This window comes from Flavobacterium sp. ABG (assembly GCF_001027725.1).
GTDB classification, from domain to species: Bacteria; Bacteroidota; Bacteroidia; order Flavobacteriales; family Flavobacteriaceae; genus Flavobacterium; species Flavobacterium cupriresistens.
Genome location: NZ_LEKS01000003.1, coordinates 401,815 through 420,475 on the forward strand (window position 1 = coordinate 401,815; position 18,661 = coordinate 420,475).

The 18,661-nt window shown below is 35.4% G+C and carries 15 protein-coding genes; 8 read left to right on the forward strand and 7 right to left on the reverse strand.

The window, feature by feature from the left end; genetic code table 11:
- Positions 1 to 49: 49 nt before the first annotated feature.
- The 3 genes from AB674_RS04995 to AB674_RS05005 all read right to left on the reverse strand — a co-directional run bounded on the left by AB674_RS04995 (position 50) and on the right by AB674_RS05005 (position 4,308).
- The gene (locus AB674_RS04995) at positions 50 to 1,825 is read right to left on the reverse strand and encodes a GMC oxidoreductase (RefSeq protein ID WP_047774366.1); all 1,776 of its coding nucleotides are present in this window, start codon (positions 1,823 to 1,825) and stop codon (positions 50 to 52) included.
- A gap of 154 nt (positions 1,826 to 1,979) precedes the next feature.
- On the reverse strand, positions 1,980 to 3,785 hold the full coding sequence (locus AB674_RS05000; RefSeq protein ID WP_047774367.1) for a hypothetical protein: 1,806 nt from the start codon (positions 3,783 to 3,785) through the stop codon (positions 1,980 to 1,982).
- Positions 3,786 to 3,888: 103 nt separating this feature from the next.
- Complete coding sequence (locus AB674_RS05005) at positions 3,889 to 4,308, reverse strand: DUF1842 domain-containing protein (RefSeq protein ID WP_047774503.1); 420 nt, start codon at positions 4,306 to 4,308, stop codon at positions 3,889 to 3,891.
- A 459-nt stretch (positions 4,309 to 4,767) separates the two neighbouring features.
- On the opposite strand from AB674_RS05005, the gene AB674_RS05010 reads away from it, so the two are divergent.
- From AB674_RS05010 to AB674_RS05035, 6 genes are all read left to right on the forward strand, one after another.
- Positions 4,768 to 5,271, forward strand: coding sequence for a GbsR/MarR family transcriptional regulator (locus AB674_RS05010; protein WP_047774369.1), 504 nt, complete (start codon positions 4,768 to 4,770; stop codon positions 5,269 to 5,271).
- Between the two features lie 70 nt (positions 5,272 to 5,341).
- Positions 5,342 to 5,689: a hypothetical protein gene (locus AB674_RS05015; RefSeq protein ID WP_047774371.1), complete on the forward strand. Its 348-nt coding sequence runs from the start codon at positions 5,342 to 5,344 to the stop codon at positions 5,687 to 5,689.
- Between the two features lie 19 nt (positions 5,690 to 5,708).
- Positions 5,709 to 6,092 (forward strand): hypothetical protein, encoded by a 384-nt coding sequence (locus AB674_RS05020; protein WP_047774372.1) that lies wholly within the window; start codon positions 5,709 to 5,711, stop codon positions 6,090 to 6,092.
- 61 nt (positions 6,093 to 6,153) lie between these two features.
- On the forward strand, positions 6,154 to 6,975 hold the full coding sequence (locus AB674_RS05025) for a hypothetical protein (RefSeq protein WP_047774374.1): 822 nt from the start codon (positions 6,154 to 6,156) through the stop codon (positions 6,973 to 6,975).
- Complete coding sequence (locus tag AB674_RS05030; RefSeq protein ID WP_047774376.1) at positions 6,975 to 7,889, forward strand: TIGR01777 family oxidoreductase; 915 nt, start codon at positions 6,975 to 6,977, stop codon at positions 7,887 to 7,889. Before AB674_RS05025 ends, AB674_RS05030 begins: the two co-directional genes overlap by 1 nt.
- On the forward strand, positions 7,886 to 8,344 hold the full coding sequence (locus AB674_RS05035) for an SRPBCC family protein (protein ID WP_047774377.1): 459 nt from the start codon (positions 7,886 to 7,888) through the stop codon (positions 8,342 to 8,344). The genes AB674_RS05030 and AB674_RS05035 overlap by 4 nt, the downstream gene beginning before the upstream one ends.
- A 412-nt stretch (positions 8,345 to 8,756) precedes the next feature.
- On the opposite strand, the gene AB674_RS05040 is transcribed toward AB674_RS05035, so the two are convergent.
- Positions 8,757 to 9,569, reverse strand: coding sequence for a hypothetical protein (locus AB674_RS05040; protein WP_047774379.1), 813 nt, complete (start codon positions 9,567 to 9,569; stop codon positions 8,757 to 8,759).
- 135 nt (positions 9,570 to 9,704) lie between these two features.
- Here AB674_RS05040 and gcvP point away from each other — a divergent pair, with 135 nt between their 5' ends.
- Positions 9,705 to 12,554, forward strand: coding sequence for an aminomethyl-transferring glycine dehydrogenase (gene gcvP, locus AB674_RS05045; RefSeq protein ID WP_047774380.1), 2,850 nt, complete (start codon positions 9,705 to 9,707; stop codon positions 12,552 to 12,554).
- Positions 12,555 to 12,869: 315 nt separating this feature from the next.
- On the forward strand, positions 12,870 to 13,928 hold the full coding sequence (locus AB674_RS05050) for a 3-oxoacyl-ACP synthase III family protein (protein WP_047774505.1): 1,059 nt from the start codon (positions 12,870 to 12,872) through the stop codon (positions 13,926 to 13,928).
- A 266-nt stretch (positions 13,929 to 14,194) separates the two neighbouring features.
- Here the strand turns inward: AB674_RS05050 and AB674_RS05055 are convergent, their stop codons facing one another.
- Genes AB674_RS05055 through AB674_RS05065 form a run of 3 tightly spaced genes read right to left on the reverse strand, consistent with a single transcriptional unit; the run spans position 14,195 to position 18,626 of the window.
- Positions 14,195 to 16,375, reverse strand: coding sequence for a peptidase domain-containing ABC transporter (locus AB674_RS05055; protein WP_047774382.1), 2,181 nt, complete (start codon positions 16,373 to 16,375; stop codon positions 14,195 to 14,197).
- Positions 16,348 to 17,412 (reverse strand): hypothetical protein, encoded by a 1,065-nt coding sequence (locus tag AB674_RS05060; protein WP_047774383.1) that lies wholly within the window; start codon positions 17,410 to 17,412, stop codon positions 16,348 to 16,350. The genes AB674_RS05055 and AB674_RS05060 overlap by 28 nt, the downstream gene beginning before the upstream one ends.
- Before the next feature lie 5 nt (positions 17,413 to 17,417).
- A complete protein-coding gene (locus AB674_RS05065) occupies positions 17,418 to 18,626 on the reverse strand; it encodes a radical SAM protein (protein WP_053004199.1) in 1,209 nt (402 codons plus the stop codon).
- Between the last annotated feature and the right edge of the window lie 35 nt (positions 18,627 to 18,661).

The following is an 18,661-nucleotide window of genomic DNA, read 5'->3' on the forward strand; positions in this document are numbered from 1 at the left end:
ATATTATTTATATCGGTATCGAGTTCGTTTATAGCTTGACTTTCCATGATTAATTGGAGACAAAAGTTTTAGATTCGCTTTTAACCTTAATATGGGACTCCTGGTGCAAATTATCTGCCAAATCCTGAGCCAGTGCAACCATAGTCATTGTTGGATTCCACGAACCACTTGCAGGCCAAAGTGCTCCTCCTGTCACATAGACATTCTCAACACCGTTTGGACGGTAATCCAAACCAACAACTCCTTCGTCTCCTTTGCCAATCCAAAGACTTGAACCTTCATGAACCAATCCGCCCACTCTGCGTTGTTTAACCGGTGGGTGCTCACTCATCCAGACTCCTTCATCTGCATTACCATGCCAATATTCTACAGCAGTGTGTCCTTTTGGTGATAAAGCCTCTTCTAACATTTGAAAAGTCCCATGATCCATGGTATCCCAAGTCTGCAAATCTGTTTCACCGGCTACCGCCTGCAACGTTACATTTGTTGTAGGATCAGATTGCCCGTTAAGACGCAGGTAATTCTCCGGATTTCTGAAATCCATTTCGCCCAGTACTGCACATACAAATACCAAATAATCCTCAGAACTTGTAAGCTGTGCCATAGAGGCAGTAGCAACAACATCCGGCATATAACGAGCTGCTTTCTGAGCATTCTTAAGCGGATTTTTATCTGAAAGAACCGAAAGTTGTACGTGATATTGCATACCACTTTCTTTATTTACACCTGCCATATAGATCGCCGCTAATTCCAATTCACTTAATTGATTCGCAAAATCATAATCTTTACGCGGGATACGTGCTACTACAGAGGTAATAAAATGTGCCGTAAAACGTTCTCCTGCTCTTTTTACCTGAGGAAAAGAATTTAAGATCAACGTAGCCGGAGGAAGTGTTCCCATTGCCAAAATCACTTTAGCATTACCTACGTTTACCATTCCTCTGGAAGTTTCTAAAGCAGTGGCAACGCCGTCTTGCTGATGAATACGGTTTACAATACAATTGCCTACCATTTGCAGCGGACTACCTTGTCCTTTTTTACTTAAATCAGATTGTTTTATCGCAAGATCCAACATTACAGATGGGGTAGAGAATTTAGCAAAATCCAAACCTTCCTGTACCCCTGACCCCGCTGCTAAAGGCGCTGCTATACTTCTGGTTGCTGAAGTCACTTTCCCTAAATTAGCAGCCAACATTTCCTGAAGCTCGGTTTGCAATAGTCCGTACACAGGGCGTTGCAAAGCAACATGTTTTAAAACGGCAGGATCTAAATCACTATCGATCTGATCGGCCGGCACTACATTTAATAAAATTTCTGCCGATTTAAAATGCGCTTTTGCAGCATCTATAGTTTCTTGCGGCCAATATTGCATTTCTTCCTGTGTAGGTCTTGGACACCAGGCACTCCACATAATACTTCTTCCTCCAAAAAAAGGAATCATTCCGTGTTGAAACTGGATATTCCCTGCAGGTTGTGTTGCCGTTTTACTCGAAAGTGTCCACGGAAATGTTTCTGACAATCCACCTAACACATGTTGATAAGGAATAGGTAAATTTTGAAAATGTTCCGGCAGGAAAAAAGGACCTCTTTCTACAATCAAAATTTTAGACATTGGGTTTTGAGCTAAAGTTCGCTCAGCAAAAGCCAAAGAACAAAAACCACTACCAATTATAATAAAATCAAAATGCTCTTGTTCTCTAGCTATTTTCCAATCTGTTTCTGAAAGAAAAAAAATATGATCGAAAACTTTTTGGGGTGTCGGATCTTGCGGTCCCGGTGTCGGGTAACCATTCGCAAAATTCGGACTTGATGAAAATGTTGTCATAATACTTCTTTTTTAGGTTAATTGTTGGTGTTTGAGATTTATTATTTAGAAAGACAAAAACAGCAAAAAAACCGAAACTGTTGCTTCGCTTTTTTTGCCATTCTTATTTTAGGTGATCAATCGCTTTTTGACGACAATACCATTTTTATTTCACTTATATTTTTTTCTTACTAGAGGACGATAACGGTATAATTTCACCGAAAACATGACTCAGGATTTTGGGTTGCAGACTAGGACTAGTATTATTACTATGACAAGAAAAACAAGAGATTGCCGTGCTGTCTGTCGAAGCCGTTGATGGAGATTGAACAAACGTTTCCATGGTACTATTAGACAACTGTCCGGTACCAATTGCATCTCCATTAGGAATTGAGTCAGCTGTCCCTCCGTAGGGGTAAACATTCCCGTTTGGTGCCGCACCTCCAAAAGTCCATGTTGCTCCTATTAACAGATAATTTTTTCTGACATCTTTGCCTACCAACATCTTACGAACGGCATTATTTATGGAAATGATCTCACTGTTGGAATCAGCCGGTGTTTGATCTTCTCCGTTAGGAACGGTATTAGAAGCCACTCCCCAAGCCATAATTCTTCTTACATTAGGAGTCTTAATCGTTGTATCTTTTACCTGAATCGTATTACCTGAAACAGTCATACTTTGAAAGTTTTGATTTCCTGTTGTATCATTGGCATTGACATTAAAAAGCCATCCTTTACCGGTATCGGCTCGCACCTGTTTTATATTATTTTGTTTGTCGCGATACGCATATGCATCATTTGGTGAATTTTTCTCATGTTCAAAAGTGGCCCAAACCATTTCAGGATGTCCGGCTACACTTCCTACAACATGCATTCCTACCAATGCTAATGTTGTTGTTTTTTGCCCCTTTTCAACCCATACCTTTGGATTGGACTTATCATAAGTAGGGATTACCGCTTTTATCGTAACATAAGTATCCGCGTTTGGTAAATCTTTGACTTCTACCCATGACGTTTTTAATTCCATTGCCAAAGCATCCGGATCGGGAGGTGCGGCCCAGCCTTTTGTTTTTGCATAGGCCAAAATACTATCTCTGGCGCTGGCTGTGGTTGGAAATTGATTTCCGTTTAATTTACCCTCGTTAACTCCTGTTAAAAAATAAGCGTAAACATCATTAACCATAGTGATATAATATACTAATGATTTATTTTCTCCCATTAAAGCGCCATGAGAACCTGCCTGTCCTTGTTCAGACTGCACTTCTCTACCTTTAGAATCAAGAAAAATTGATTTTGCCCCTATTTTAAATTCCTGTACCACCGCAGACGGGTTAATTTTACTGTCGATAACAGGTTTTGGATTTTTGATGACTTTTCCTTTTGTATCAATAAAAGAGTGTAATCCTGAGGCATTGGTCGAAATATGATCGAACTGGATTAATTTGTTAACGTCGTTTTTAACTTTTTCATCCTTTTTCGCTGCTTCAATTTCAAACCTTCTTCCATTTTTATCGATCAAAATAGGCAATCTGTTTGGTCCGCTTTGATTAATGTTACTTACCGCACGAAGCGCTTCATTGGCTTTGTGTTGTGTCAGCGTACGTTTGTTTAAGGAATCAGGAGGTGAAACATTGTAGAATACGGAAGATTCTAAAACAGTTCCTTTTCCGTTATATCCTCCTGAAGCCGGAGACGTTAGCCATAAGAACATCTGCTCCGACCATTTATAAAAATCACAATTGTTTTTACTCGGAAATAATACACTGTTCGCCGGTTTGACTAATCCGTTTTCAGTTACGGTACCTGAAGCGAACCAAGACTTAAACTCGGATTCAGACATCGTACAAGTTTCTTTTACATCTTGTGGTAAATACTCATAATCATTAGAAGCCAAAAGGCCTTTCTCTTTTTTACATCCTAAAAACAGGATTACTATTACCATAAATGCTACAGCAATAATTTTTGTGGTTGTTTTTTTCATCTTTTTCACAGTTTAGATTTGGTTTATTTAGGGATATAATTAAGCAGCAAAACATTTATTTAAATTCACATTACGGGCAGTAAAATGATCAGGCGCATCTTTTTTAATTGATACCAAATTCCTCTTTCAAATTTTCCGCCAAAGCAACAGGTTCATTTTCGATCTGGTGATTGTGGCACGAAAAACCTCCCGTTCCGTCCCAGCAGTTGTTAATCGCAAAATAGGCATCAAAATCAGCCAAAAAAGAGTCATTCTCCGATTTCTCCAGCGACTGTCTGTACTTTCCTTGCAGGCTGACTACTTTTGTGAATTGTCCTAATCGCGTAACATTGATTTTTCCTTTAACCTCAACGGCTATATCATTTTCAGCATCATCTACGGTTTGTTTAATGATAACGGTACCCGTCACAGAATTCTTCAATGGCTTTACTATCAAACTAAACGTAGCAATTGGAGCACCCGGCATCCCAACATTTCCTATAGTTCCTTCTGCTAAATAATCTTCTGTTACTAAATTTTCCATTATGGTTTGGTTTTTGGTTTTTGTCATGTTTAATTAGAACTTTTCAGAATGGAGCTGGTTTCTTTCGAGTGGTTGCTCTTCTCTTTATTGAAAAGTAAACGGGCATAAAAATGGAACGCTATTCTGTACTCCATCTCTTAAATTCCCTATCAAAGCTATAACAGCAGTCGTTCTTTGTGTAAAAAAATGTCATGGGGCAAATTTTTTTTGTCATGAAAGAGCTAAAAAATGCCCCAAGAGTCCTTTTAAATGTCATGAAAGCCCTTCTTACCTATATGAGATAAATAGTTTAGTAAATGAATTCAAAGCAAACACCCCTAACTTAATCGCAGAATAGCAGTGCTTTTAAAACTTTAAAAATGCAGTTAGCACACCATTGTAAGAGGCAATGCTATTCTATTTTAAAATTATCTTTCAATTATTTTTGAAAGTTTAAAAACTTTTGCCTACATTTGATCTATGGAATTCAAAGAAGCAAAAAATAAATTCATACAGACCTGGGGAGCTTTAGGTTCTCAATGGGGCATCAATAAAACCATGGCACAGATTCATGCTTTACTGATGGTTTCTAACGAACCGGTTTCTATGGAAGATATTATGGATGAATTGCAGATCTCCCGTGGTAATGCAAGTATGAACTTAAGAGGTTTAATGGATTGGGGAATTGTATATAAAGAATACAAAGCCGGAGAAAGAAGGGAATTTTTTACTGCTGAAAAAGATCTGGACGAATTGGCCGTAAAAATTGCCAGAGAAAGAAGCAAAAGAGAAATTAAACCTGCTCTTAAAATCCTAAAAGAAGTTTCCTCAATAGAAGCAAAAGACACTGCCGAAGAAAAACACTTTATCGATCAAACCAATAAATTGTATGATTTTGTTTTAAAGGCAGATAATATGCTGGATAAAATAACAGAGTTTAACGAAAACTGGCTGGGTCGTCTGGTCTTAAAAATCATGAAATAAAAAAATTTAATTAAAAGTTTCATTTTTTTCTGAAAGTTTAAAACAATCAATAACTATAAACAAACAGACCATGAATCTCAACATTACTGGCTATCTGATTTACCTCAGCATCACGATTTTCATCATTTTCAGAGTTGGGAAAATCTGTTACAAGAATGGGAACATTTATGTCCGCGAACTAATTCCGGATCACGTCGAAATCTGTCAAAAAATCAATCAGGTATTGTTACTGGCGTATTATCTTTTGAATAGTGGTTATTGTGCCATGACTTTAGTTTCCTGGCAGAAAATCACATCATCAACACAACTTATTGAAACCATCGGAATAAAAACGGCGATCATTATTTTCATCATTTCAATTTTACATTATCTCAATATTATAATTCTTACTAAATACATTCAAAAACTAATTAAATAACACCTTAAATTTAACTCTCATGGAAACTACAAAAATCTTAATCGGTTACAGTATTTATTTGCCAATTGCATTATTCCTTACCTATTATGTTTCTAAAACGCTTTTTAAAAATGGGAAAATCTTTATGCTTGATATTTTTAAAGGAAGAGAAGATATCGCTCAGGCTACTAATAAACTTTTTGAAACCGGTTTCTATCTTTTAAATGTTGGATTCGCTTTAATGATTTTACAACTTGAATTGAGCAGAGACAGTTACCAGGAATTAATTGAAAATTTAAGTTATAAAATTGGCGGGTTTTCTATTTACTTAGGTATAATGTTATTCATCAATTTGTACTTTTTCTTCAGAGGAAAAAGAAAAGCAAAAGAAACAAGAGAAGAACGATTAGTATTTAAAGCTTAAGTCATTCCTTACATCTGGCGGGACCTATAAAACCCGTCAGATTTACTAAAAACTAACTGTCATGAAAACACTGGAAAACCAAACTTTACTGTATGACGAAGACTGTCCGTTATGTCAAGTTTACACTACGGGTTTTATAAAAGCAAAAATGCTGGACGAAAACGGTCGTAAATCGTATTGTCAATTAGATGAAAACGAGCAAACTTTTGTTGACATAAACCGTGCTTCCAATGAAATTGCGTTAATAGACAACAAAAATCAAACGGTGCTTTACGGAATTGACAGTTTGCTAAAAGTCCTTGGATTCTCTTTTCCTTTAATTGAAAAAATCGGAAATATAAAACCTGTTAAATTCTTTTTGAAGAAACTGTATTCGTTTGTTTCTTATAATCGAAAAGTCATTATTCCGAGTAAAATCAATACAGCCGCGAAGTTACAATGTGTACCGAATTTCAATTATAAGTATCGCTTTTTATTTATTGGTTTTGCTACTGTTATGACCACAATCGTATTGTACAACTATTCTTTTCTGATTCCGAGTTTGCCAAAAGCAAGTATCACAAGAGAGTTTATGATAGCGATAGGACAACTCTTTTTTCAATCTTTGTTTCTTTTGAAATCAGACCGAAAAACAATCCTCAATTATAACGGGAATCTAATGACGGTTTCTTTAATGGGATCCTTACTATTGCTTCCAATACTGGCATTGCAGACTGTTGTGAATCTTTCAGCTAATGTAACCTTAATTTGGTTTGTTCTTACCGCTTTTATTATGTTTATGGAACATTACAGAAGGATTAAAATACTACAACTACCAACTTACTTATGTATCACGTGGGTTGTTTACAGACTTATTGTTTTACTCTTAATTTTAAATTTCTAATGATCCGAAATAAATTAATCATCGCAGCAGGAACCGGCTTTTTAGGTCAGAGTTTACTAAGTCATTTTAAAGACAGATTCGGAGAAATCGTAATCTTAACCCGAGGGAAATCAAAAACGATTGACGGAATTAAATATATCAATTGGAATGCTAAGACATTCTCCGGCTGGGAAAAAGAACTGGAAAACGCAGCCGTTTTGATAAACCTTGCCGGAAAATCAGTTGACTGCCGGTACACCAAAGAAAACAAAAAAGAGATACTGTTATCCCGAATTGAAAGCACCAAGATTTTAAATAAAGCGGTCTTAAATTGCAAAAACGCACCAAAACACTGGCTGAATTCCTCAACCTCCACCATATATCGTTTCTCTTTAGACAAGGAAATGGACGAAAGGAACGGCGAAATTGGCAATGATTTCTCGATGAACGTGGCGCAATCCTGGGAAAAGGCTTTTTTTAAAACCGAAACGCCAAGTACCTTAAAAACGGCTTTGAGAACTTCTATTGTTTTAGGAAAAAAGGGAGGTGCATTAGTGCCGCTAAAAACCCTTGCCCAATTTGGCTTTGGCGGAAAACAAGGAAATGGAAACCAAATGGTAAGCTGGATTCATGAAACAGATTTTGCCAGAGCAATAGATTTTATAATCGACAAAGAAATAACCGGAGTACTGAATATTGTTGCTCCAAAACCCGTGGCAAATAAAAATTTCATGTCCTTATTACGAAAAGCTGTTCAGGTTCCATTTGGGATTCCAATAACGGAATCGCTATTAAAATTGGGCTCTCTGCTTATCCGGACAGAACCGGAATTGGTTTTAAAAAGCAGGAATGTGATTCCGAAACGATTGCTTGAAGAAGGTTTTCAATTTGAATTTGACACTTTAGAAAAAGCATTAAAAAATCTAATACAATGACAACAATAAACTTAGTCACCAAAATAAAAGCCTCAAAACAAATTGTTTTTGATACCGCCAGAGATATTGATTTACATCAGAAATCAACAGCGACTTCAAACGAAAAAGCCATTGCCGGTGTTACATCGGGCTTAATTAATTTCAATGAAACCGTCACCTGGAAAGGAAAACACTTCGGGTTTTATCTGACGCACAAAAGCCGAATCACCAAAATGGATCTTTATGATTATTTTCTGGATGAAATGGAGGAAGGGAAATTCAAAACATTCAAACACCAGCATTTTTTTGAAGAACAAAACGGGATTACCATCATGAAAGACCATTTACAATATGAAACACCCTATGGAATTTTCGGGGAATTATTTGATATTATATGTCTCGAAAAGCATCTGACTAATTTTCTTTTAGCCAGAAATAAAATCCTCAAAGAAACAGCAGAAAACAGTTTCTTATAAAAAAGATCGTCCACGTCAGAAGATTTTTTGACACGAATTTCACGAATTGGCACGAATTATTCTTGCCATAGATTAAAAAGATTTACACGGATTTTTTTAATCATTTTAATCCTTTAATCTGTGGCTAAAGGCTCGCCACGAACTACACGAATTGGCTTGAATTATTCTTACCACAGATTAAAAAGATTTGCACGGATTTTTTTAATCATTTTAATCCTTTAATCTGTGGCTAAAGGCTCGCCACGAACTACACGAATTGGCTTGAATTATTCTTGCCACAGATTAAAAAGATTAGCACAGATTTTTTAATCATTTTAATCCTTTGATCTGTGGCAAAAATTCCCCGCCAAGAATCTCATTAATTAATTAGTGATAATTCGTGTAATTCGTGTTAAAAAAAAACTACTGAAGCTTATAGCAGAACCAACATCAGCCACCAAAAGATCGGCACACTTTCTACCCAAAAAGAAGTATAATACTTAGATCTATTGGTGTTTGCAAATACAATGAACAAACACAACATTGTGATCATGATAATATTAATAAAAAGATCTTGATAATTAAAGGTCGAAATTAAAAACTCCAACAAACAAAACGGTATCAGCAATAACAGCCCTAAAATTTTGGTTTGTTTTACACCTATCGTTTGTGGTACAGTTTGCAGATGCGGATCATCATTGGCTAAATCAAGAATTTCGAAAACCAAGATCAAAACAAAAACCAGAATAAAACGCTGAATGCATTTGATAAAAAAATCAGAAGTAAAAGGAATTTCAGCATTGATTAAGGGCAAAACCAAAGTCGCTCCCACCCAACAAATGGCAACCATATAAATTTTTACTCCGGCCCAGTTTCGGGCATTTCTTCTGTTCGGAAAAAACGGAAGGGTGTATAATGCGGTAATCGCAAAAATTCCAAACGAAACAACTTGAGTAATTCGCTTTAATTGAAAAAAATAATAACCAACCAAAACCACCGAAATAAGACTCAAAAGTGCAATAATTTTCAACTGACTTCCTATCGGATTTTTTTTCACCCGAACTAAAGCATCGTATTTAACAAAATTATACCCCACTATTGTTCCGAAAAAAACAAACAAAGCCATCGGCTCATCGTACTGAATATGAAAGACATGGAATGTAATATGCACCAATGCAAAACACGATAAAGCTACATGAATGCTGCTGTTTAAATAAAAATCTAATATCTGTTTGATAAGTTTCATGACTCAAATCTAATCAATTATTAAGAAATCAACCCATTAGTTATAAATTTCACAAAATTTGAAGTTAAAAATACCGAATAAATTATTATTAATACTTAATTTTGCACCACAAAAAAACAACACTTTTACAACTATATGAAAACAGATGCTTTTGCTTTAAGACACATTGGTCCAAGAGAAACAGATCTTCAACACATGTTACAGACAATTGGAGTTGAATCGATCGAACAACTTGTTTACGAAACCCTTCCAGATGACATTCGTTTAAAAGCACCTTTAGACTTAGACCCTGCGATGACTGAATATGAGTTCTCTAACCATATTCAACAATTAGGTAACAAAAATAAAATCTTTAAAACTTATATTGGTTTAGGTTATAATCAGGCGATTGTTCCTGCTGTAATCCAAAGAAATGTTTTTGAAAACCCGGGATGGTATACGGCTTACACACCGTACCAAGCTGAAATCGCACAAGGTCGTTTAGAAGCCATTTTAAACTTTCAAACTACTGTTATCGAATTGACCGGAATGGAAATCGCTAATGCTTCTTTGTTAGATGAAGCAACAGCAGCAGCAGAAGCTATGGCACTGTTGTTAGATGTTCGTTCACGTGACCAAAAGAAAAACAATGTAAATAAATTTTTCGTTTCAGAAGAAATTTTACCTCAAACGCTTTCTGTTTTAGAAACTCGTGCAACTCCAATTGGTGTTGAACTAGTAATTGGAAACCATGAAACTTTTGACTTTTCTACTGAATTCTTCGGAGCTATTTTACAATACCCTGGGAAATACGGACAAGTAAATGATTATACTGCTTTTATTGAGAAAGCTGCTGCAAGCGAAATTAAGGTTGCCGTTGCTGCTGACATTTTAAGCTTAGTAAAATTAACTCCTCCGGGAGAAATGGGAGCTGCTGTTGTAGTTGGTACTACACAACGTTTCGGAATTCCGTTAGGATACGGAGGACCACACGCTGCTTATTTTGCAACTAAAGAAGAATACAAACGTAGTATGCCGGGTCGTATCATTGGGGTAACCATCGATACCAACGGAAATCGTGCATTGCGTATGGCGTTGCAAACCCGCGAGCAACACATCAAACGTGATAAAGCAACTTCTAACATCTGTACTGCACAAGTATTATTGTCAGTAATGGCTGGAATGTATGCGGTTTACCACGGACCAAAAGGATTACAATATATCGCTGACAAAGTACATGCTGCGGCAGCTACTTTGGCAAACGAATTACAAAAAATAGGGGTACAACAACTGAACTCTGCTTTCTTTGATACGATCTTAGTACAAGCAGATGCTAAAAAAGTAAAAGCGGTTGCTGAAGCTAAAGAAGTAAACTTCTACTATGCTGATGAAAATACAATTTCGATTTCATTAAACGAAACGACAAGTATTTCTGATGTAAATGACATCATTGCCATTTTTGCAGAAGCGCTTTCTTTACAAGCTACCACTATTTCTGAATTAACAGAAATCAATCATTTCCCGGATTCAGTAAACAGAACTTCTGCTTTCTTAGAGCATGATGTTTTCAACAAATACCATTCAGAAACCGCTTTGATGCGTTACATCAAAATGTTAGAGCGTAAAGATTTAGCGTTAAATCACTCGATGATTTCGTTAGGTTCTTGTACGATGAAATTGAATGCTGCTGCTGAAATGTTGCCATTAAGTAATCCAAACTGGAATAATGTTCACCCTTTTGCGCCACTTGACCAAGCACAAGGATACCAGGAAATGTTGAAAAAACTGGAGCAACAATTAAACGTTATTACAGGTTTTGCCGGTACTACTTTACAACCAAACTCTGGTGCACAAGGAGAATACGCTGGACTTATGGTAATTCGTGCGTACCACCAATCACGTGGAGACGATCACAGAAATATCGCTTTGATCCCTTCCTCTGCTCACGGAACAAATCCTGCTTCTGCAGCAATGGCCGGAATGAAAGTAGTGGTTACTAAAACATTAGAAAACGGAAATATCGACGTAGAAGATTTACGTGAGAAAGCCATTCTTCATAAAGACAATTTATCTTGTTTAATGGTAACTTACCCATCTACACATGGTGTATTTGAAAGTGCTATTCAGGAAATTACAAAAATCATTCACGATAACGGCGGACAAGTTTATATGGACGGTGCGAACATGAATGCTCAGGTTGGATTAACAAATCCTGCTACAATTGGAGCTGACGTTTGTCACTTAAATTTACACAAAACTTTCGCTATCCCTCACGGAGGTGGAGGTCCTGGAGTTGGTCCTATTTGTGTAGCACCACAATTGGTTCCTTTCTTACCTGGAAACCCGGTAATCCCAACAGGAGGAGAAACGGCGATCACGGCTATTTCTGCCGCACCATGGGGATCTGCACTAGTTTGTTTGATTTCTTACGGATACATTTCGATGTTAGGAGCTGAAGGTTTAAAAAGCGCTACAGAGCATGCGATTTTAAATGCGAACTACATCAAAGAAAAATTAAACGGACATTACGACACTTTATATTCAGGAGAAATGGGTCGTGCAGCGCACGAAATGATCTTAGAATGTCGTCCATTCAAACAAAAAGGAATCGAAGTTACCGATATCGCAAAACGTTTAATGGATTATGGTTTCCACGCACCAACAGTATCTTTCCCAGTTGCAGGAACTTTAATGATCGAACCAACTGAAAGTGAAAACTTAGAAGAATTAGATCGTTTTTGTGAAGCTATGATTTCTATCAGAAAAGAAATTGAAGCAGCAACAATCGAAGACAGTAATAATGTATTGAAAAATTCTCCTCACACTTTAGCTATGCTAACAACAGAGACTTGGGATTTTCCTTACACAAGAGAACAAGCTGCTTTCCCATTAGAATATATCGCTGAAAACAAATTCTGGCCTTCTGTTCGAAGAGCAGATGATGCCTTCGGAGACAGAAACCTAATCTGTAGCTGTGCTCCTATTGAAGCATATATGGAAAATTAAAAAAAAATAATTTTTCGGCATATCAATAAACCCGATAACTTCAAAATTATCGGGTTTATTATTTTTATAACATTATGCAAAGAACTTGTTATTTTACTACACAAATAAGAATGTTTTTACAAAATAAAAATACGCCCAAAAAACAATCGCAAACGTTTGAAATCTCATATAAAGCTAAAATTCATTATAAAATAACCAATAACTAGAGCTAAAAATTCTTATTTCATAATTATATGCACGCATAGTATGTTTTATGATAGTTATCATCATTTTATTTATAATTTAGCAATAAATTTACCGGCTAATAAAGGAATAATGAAAATTAAAATAATAGGTATCGGAAGTTACATTCCGAATAAAGAAGTAAGCAATACAGACTTTGACAAACATGTTTTTTTGAATGAAGACGGAACTCCTTTTGCTTATCCAAATGAAGTAGTAATTAAAAAATTTAAAGGAATAACGGGAATCGAAAACCGCCGTTATGCCGAAGATCAACATACCTCATCAGATTTAGCGTTTTTTGCTGCTGAAAGAGCCATTGAAAATGCTAAGATCGATCCTGAAACTTTAGACTATATCATCTTTGCGCATAATTTTGGCGACGTAAAATCCGGAACACACCAAACGGATATTTTACCAAGTTTAGCGACACGCGTAAAAAATAAATTAGGGATTAAAAACCCAAAATGTGTTGCCTACGATATTCTTTTTGGATGTCCGGGCTGGATTGAAGGTGTACTTCAAGCCAATGCTTTTATCAAATCCGGTATGGCAAAACGCGTAATGGTAATTGGTGCAGAAACTTTATCAAGAGTGGTTGACGATCATGACCGTGACTCGATGATTTATTCTGACGGAGCAGGAGTTTCAATCCTGGAAGCTTCTGACGATGAAACGGGATTGCTATCTTACGAAAGCGCTACTTTTGCTAACGATGAAGCCAATTTTTTATACTTTGGAAAATCATACAATGCTGATTTAGATCCGGACATTAAATACATTAAAATGTACGGCCGTAAAATTTATGAATTTGCTTTAAGTCAGGTACCCTGTGCCATGAAAAACTGTTTAGACAAAAGCGGTATCGCCATTGATGACGTCAAAAAAATCCTGATTCACCAAGCAAACGAAAAAATGGACGAAGCGATTATAGATCGTTTTTACAAATTATACGACAAAACAGCTCCAAAAGACATCATGCCAATGAGCATACATGATCTTGGAAACAGCAGTGTGGCAACGGTACCTACACTCTATGATCTTTTGATACAAGGAAAAATAGAAAATCACGAAATAAACAAAGGCGACGTCGTAATCTTTGCTTCAGTTGGAGCAGGAATGAACGTTAATGCATTTGTGTACCGATATTAATTATATCCAAAATTTTCATTTATAATCAGAAGCCCGTTTCACTTTTTCATAGTTTAACGGGCTCTTTTATATCGAATACTGAGATATAGCTAACCCGGATTAATCACACTCCTGATTCGCTCTTTTAACTAACTGTTTTGCAAATCAATAAAACAAAACTTTAATCGCGAAGAGTAAAGAAATTATACTTAAGACACATATAACGATCCCCACAAAAGTTAGTTTATTGGGTATTTTACCGAAAATATCATTTTCCTCTTTTTTCATCACTCTCCTAATTCTAATTGGTTTTGTATCAATTCAAAGTATTTCCCTCTATTTTTAATCAACTCATTATGAGTCCCGATTTCAATCATTTTTCCGTTATCTAATACGACTATTTGATCTGCATTTTTTACAGTAGACAACCTGTGTGCGACTACAATCATTGTTTTATTTTTAAAAAAAGAGTCAATATTTTCAACAATTATTCTTTCGTTTTTTGCATCTAATGAATTCGTTGCTTCGTCAAAAAACAAATAATCGGGATTTTTATAAATCGCTCTGGCAATTAATATACGCTGGCGTTGCCCATGACTAATACCAACCCCCTCTGTCCCGATAAGCGTATTTAATTTAAGAGGTAGTTTGTCTATAAAGTCTTCAATATTTGAAAGTTTAACCGCATTTACTAGTTTTTCGTGATTTGGATTTTCTTCTAAAGAAATATTATACGAAATAGTGTCCGAAAAGATGAAACTATCCTGCAGGATTACGCCACATTTATTTCGCCATAGTTTGTTATCAACTTCTTCGAGTGCTGTTTCATGCAAAAACAAATCACCTTGTTGTGGTTTATAAAATTTAAGAAGTAATTTTAACAGGGTAGTCTTTCCACTGCCACTTACACCAACAATGGCGGTCGTTTTTCCTTTTGGAATTTTTAAAGTAATATCTCTCAGAATGTAATTCGAATTATCATAAGAAAAACTCACGTTTTTTATATTGATATCCTCTATTCCATCAAGCTTTACAATGCCGCTTTTATTCTCCTCATCCGGTTTGTTGTGAATCTCATTGAGTCTTTCAAAACTTACTTTCACTAATTGATACTGCATCACAAAATTTATCAATTGGCTTATAGGCGTATTCAACCCTCCTATTACATACATAACGGCCAACATACTTCCAATAGTCAGAGTTCCGTCCATAACTGCGATTGCAGACACAAACACAACTAATATCGTCTGAAGAAAACTAATAAACCTATAACTCTCGTATTGCTGATTGATCTTAAGTTTATCAATATTATTTAAATAAATGTTTGTTTGTATCTTCTGCCACTCGTTTCGTTTTTTTTCCTCCAGATTATTCAATTTAATTTCGTGCATTGAATTGATCAGCTCATAAATCTTATTCTGGTCTTTAGAATCTAATGAAAATCTTTTTTTATCCAGAATTTTAATTTTCTTAAAAAAACTAAATATCCATAACAACTCAACTGTTGTGCAGGCGCAAATAATTAAAAAAAGGTTTAAATTGAAATAAAGCAACACAAAAGAATAAATGACAATCGTAAAAATGGAGAAGACCGTCTGTATAAGATCTTTCGACAGAAAAGCTTCAATCCGCTTATGATCGTTAATTCGTTGTACCAGATCACCAATGTTTTTACTGTTAAAAAACTTTAGTGGCAACTTCATTAATTTGACAAGGAAATCAGAAATGATAGACAAACTTATCCTACTGCTTATATGAATAAAAAGCCAAGATCTGTAAAACTCCAAACCTACTCTACTAATGAATAAGACTATTTGAGCAATCAGAATTAAATAAATGAGATCTATTTTTTTTTGCCCTACTCCCTTATCAATAATTTTTTGAGAAAAAAACGGAAAAACAAGTTCAATGCAGGAAGATATAAATAAAGTTATAGCAATTAAAAATAACTCTTTTTTATGCTTTTTTAAATATTGAGTGACGTATTGTAAATTGCCTCTTGTATTCTTTTTTTTCTTTTTTAATTGGTCATCATTTTCTTGAGCCTCCAACAACAAGACAACACCTTCATCCTGATTTTGCGACCAGCCTTTTAAAAATTCGTCTTTGGAATAAGTAGTTTTACCAAATGCCGGGTCAGCCACTTTAACTTTGTCAGTCGCAATGTCTGATACTACTATAAAATGATTCTGATTCCAAAACGCTATAAAAGGAACGGGAGCCTTATCCACCAAAGAGACATAATCCGTTTTGGCAACCAAAGTACCAAAACCAAGAGACGAAGCAAAAAGCTCTAATTTACTTAATGAAACTCCATTGTATTGGACTTCATCGTTAAAATTTTCATTCGTATAAGCCTTACCATAGTACTCACTAATCATTCGCATACAGGCGAGTCCACAATCTGTACTTGATAATTGAAAATAAAAGGGGATTTTTTTTAAGCGAAACCATTTTTTATTAAGCATAATTCTGCAAATGTTTTTTCATTTAAAATTCCTTTATACGGATTAAGATCTAACAACAAGAAACCTTTGCTGATTAATTTTAATCGATCATTTCTATAGGTTTCAGATATCTGAACTCCATATTTATCCCAAAAATGATACAAACCATACCAAACGTAAATAGCCTGCACTAAATTTCGGATTGTTATTGAATTATTGGACCATGGCGAAATTACTGTCCTTCCTATTTCACTCGAGATTTCCCGACTTGGCTGCCAAACATTAAGCTCATCGATCATGTATAATAACCCATGAATTGCTTCATGAACCAGTGCATCTACAATTACGCTGTCTTCAACGGTATGACCATTACATACCACTATTCGTCCGACATACTCCCCATCTGATCCCGACGTAAAGAGATTCTCTTTTTCCGGTATTTTCCTTAACAATAGGGCATATACATGCTTTTGAATTAAACATTTTACTATTGGATAAAAACCATTATAGATCTGCGTTAGATTGTCTGTCAGACTTTCTGCCTCTTCATAATCATAGGTCGTCGATAACCACTCTTTTGGCATATGTTCCTCATTCATCCTGTTGTACACACTAAAACAATCAATCGGGATTTTGGTGTCTGCTAAATAAGGAGTAGAGAACGTTTCGAAATTATCATTTCCTGTGTGGCTGATAAAGAACGATCCGTCTAACGTCCAAGAGCTATCAGAGTACTCCGCGTAGTCGAATTTCTTCTTTAACTTTGCCCCTTCCATTTCTATGGCATAAGAAAAAAACACTTTCAGCTGGTTCTGATCAAAATTACTTTGCCACAACAGTTTACTTATTACCTCAGGAGTTCTTAACAAATTCTTTTTTTCTTCTGCATTTAACTCCTCATAATTTTCTTCTAAATCATTCTCTTTAATGAATTTAAGGAAACGCTTTTCTAAAAAATGATTAAATTTATTTTCTACCGTTGTAAAAATACCACAGCTTTCGTCAGAAAATAATAACGCATGGCGTGCAAGCGATATGTCTATAAATTGCTCTTCCATCTTAATTAGCTTATACTTGTTACATTATTATATTCCAATTTTGTAATCATCGTATCTTGTATTACATCCTCAGGCAGATTTGATATAATACTGTTTTGAATGTGAACGATTAGTTTCATAAGGCTATCGCAGTAAATACTAGGATTATCGAAACCTTTATCATGAGAGAAACGATGCGGTAAATAACCTCCTCCGCATATTTCTTTAACTTTACATTTTTTACATACCGGAGATAAAATCTTATGACTTAACTGGTATATCTTTGCCAAGGGTGTCTGTAAAGCCTCATCAAAGCTGGTAAGACTTACATTCGCATCTCCTTTTGTAAAACCGTCTCCACATATTTTTAAGACATCTAAAGATTCTATATCACCGTTTGTCTCAATAACAAGAACATCTGTATTTTTATTCCCCATACTATCCGCTGACACATCATAACCTAAAATACTCAACATAATTCTTTCAAAGTAACCAATCTTCAAATCATTTGTAGTATCGTTAAACCATAAATCAAAGATTTTTATCATCCAGTCAGCATGCAAAGTACTGTTGTTTTCTAAGTCAATAGCAAGCTTCTCCGGTATATTTTCATAATTGCCATCCGGTAATAAAATATCGACAGACGATACATTTAAAGAAATATACATATCATATAGCATTTCAGGTTCAATGTCTATATTAATAACCGAAAGTACCCCAACAGGTCTTTCTAAGTGTACATTGGCCAATTCAATTCCCTTAACAATATCTTTATAAGACCCTTTGCCGGAATGATAAATACGAAACATATCATTATATATTTCCGGACCGTCTATACTTATTCCGATAGAAATGTTCAGTCTGTTAAACAAATCACACCATTCTTTTGTGAGAAGAACACCGTTTGTCTGCATAGAAAATCTCAATTTAATATCTGTATCCTTAAGGATTTGCTCCGATACGGTAATTAAATTTTCATAAAAACTTTGAGGAGCTAACAATGGTTCCCCTCCATGAATTATAAATGTAAATTTTTTTATGCCATGTTGTAAACAATGCTCTTTTATTCTGTAAATAAGATCCTTAACAACATTGGGGCTCATCACTTTTGGCTGAGTCAGGTAGGTTTTATCCCCTTGATTGTAAACATAGCAATAGGTACAATTCAAATTACATCTGCTTGCAACTTTAACTACTGCAAAACGACATTTTAGATTTTCAGTGGTATTTGCCATAATTTTTTTATTTGGGAAGGAGGGAGTTAAACGAA

Coding starts and splice junctions, on each gene's coding strand:
- AB674_RS04995 (WP_047774366.1), bottom strand. CDS start 1,825: ATGACAACATTTTCATCAAGTCCGAATTTTGCGAATGGTTACCCGACA.
- AB674_RS05000 (WP_047774367.1), bottom strand. CDS start 3,785: ATGAAAAAAACAACCACAAAAATTATTGCTGTAGCATTTATGGTAATA.
- AB674_RS05005 (WP_047774503.1), bottom strand. CDS start 4,308: ATGGAAAATTTAGTAACAGAAGATTATTTAGCAGAAGGAACTATAGGA.
- AB674_RS05010 (WP_047774369.1), top strand. CDS start 4,768: ATGGAATTCAAAGAAGCAAAAAATAAATTCATACAGACCTGGGGAGCT.
- AB674_RS05015 (WP_047774371.1), top strand. CDS start 5,342: ATGAATCTCAACATTACTGGCTATCTGATTTACCTCAGCATCACGATT.
- AB674_RS05020 (WP_047774372.1), top strand. CDS start 5,709: ATGGAAACTACAAAAATCTTAATCGGTTACAGTATTTATTTGCCAATT.
- AB674_RS05025 (WP_047774374.1), top strand. CDS start 6,154: ATGAAAACACTGGAAAACCAAACTTTACTGTATGACGAAGACTGTCCG.
- AB674_RS05030 (WP_047774376.1), top strand. CDS start 6,975: ATGATCCGAAATAAATTAATCATCGCAGCAGGAACCGGCTTTTTAGGT.
- AB674_RS05035 (WP_047774377.1), top strand. CDS start 7,886: ATGACAACAATAAACTTAGTCACCAAAATAAAAGCCTCAAAACAAATT.
- AB674_RS05040 (WP_047774379.1), bottom strand. CDS start 9,569: ATGAAACTTATCAAACAGATATTAGATTTTTATTTAAACAGCAGCATT.
- gcvP (WP_047774380.1), top strand. CDS start 9,705: ATGAAAACAGATGCTTTTGCTTTAAGACACATTGGTCCAAGAGAAACA.
- AB674_RS05050 (WP_047774505.1), top strand. CDS start 12,870: ATGAAAATTAAAATAATAGGTATCGGAAGTTACATTCCGAATAAAGAA.
- AB674_RS05055 (WP_047774382.1), bottom strand. CDS start 16,375: ATGCTTAATAAAAAATGGTTTCGCTTAAAAAAAATCCCCTTTTATTTT.
- AB674_RS05060 (WP_047774383.1), bottom strand. CDS start 17,412: ATGGAAGAGCAATTTATAGACATATCGCTTGCACGCCATGCGTTATTA.
- AB674_RS05065 (WP_053004199.1), bottom strand. CDS start 18,626: ATGGCAAATACCACTGAAAATCTAAAATGTCGTTTTGCAGTAGTTAAA.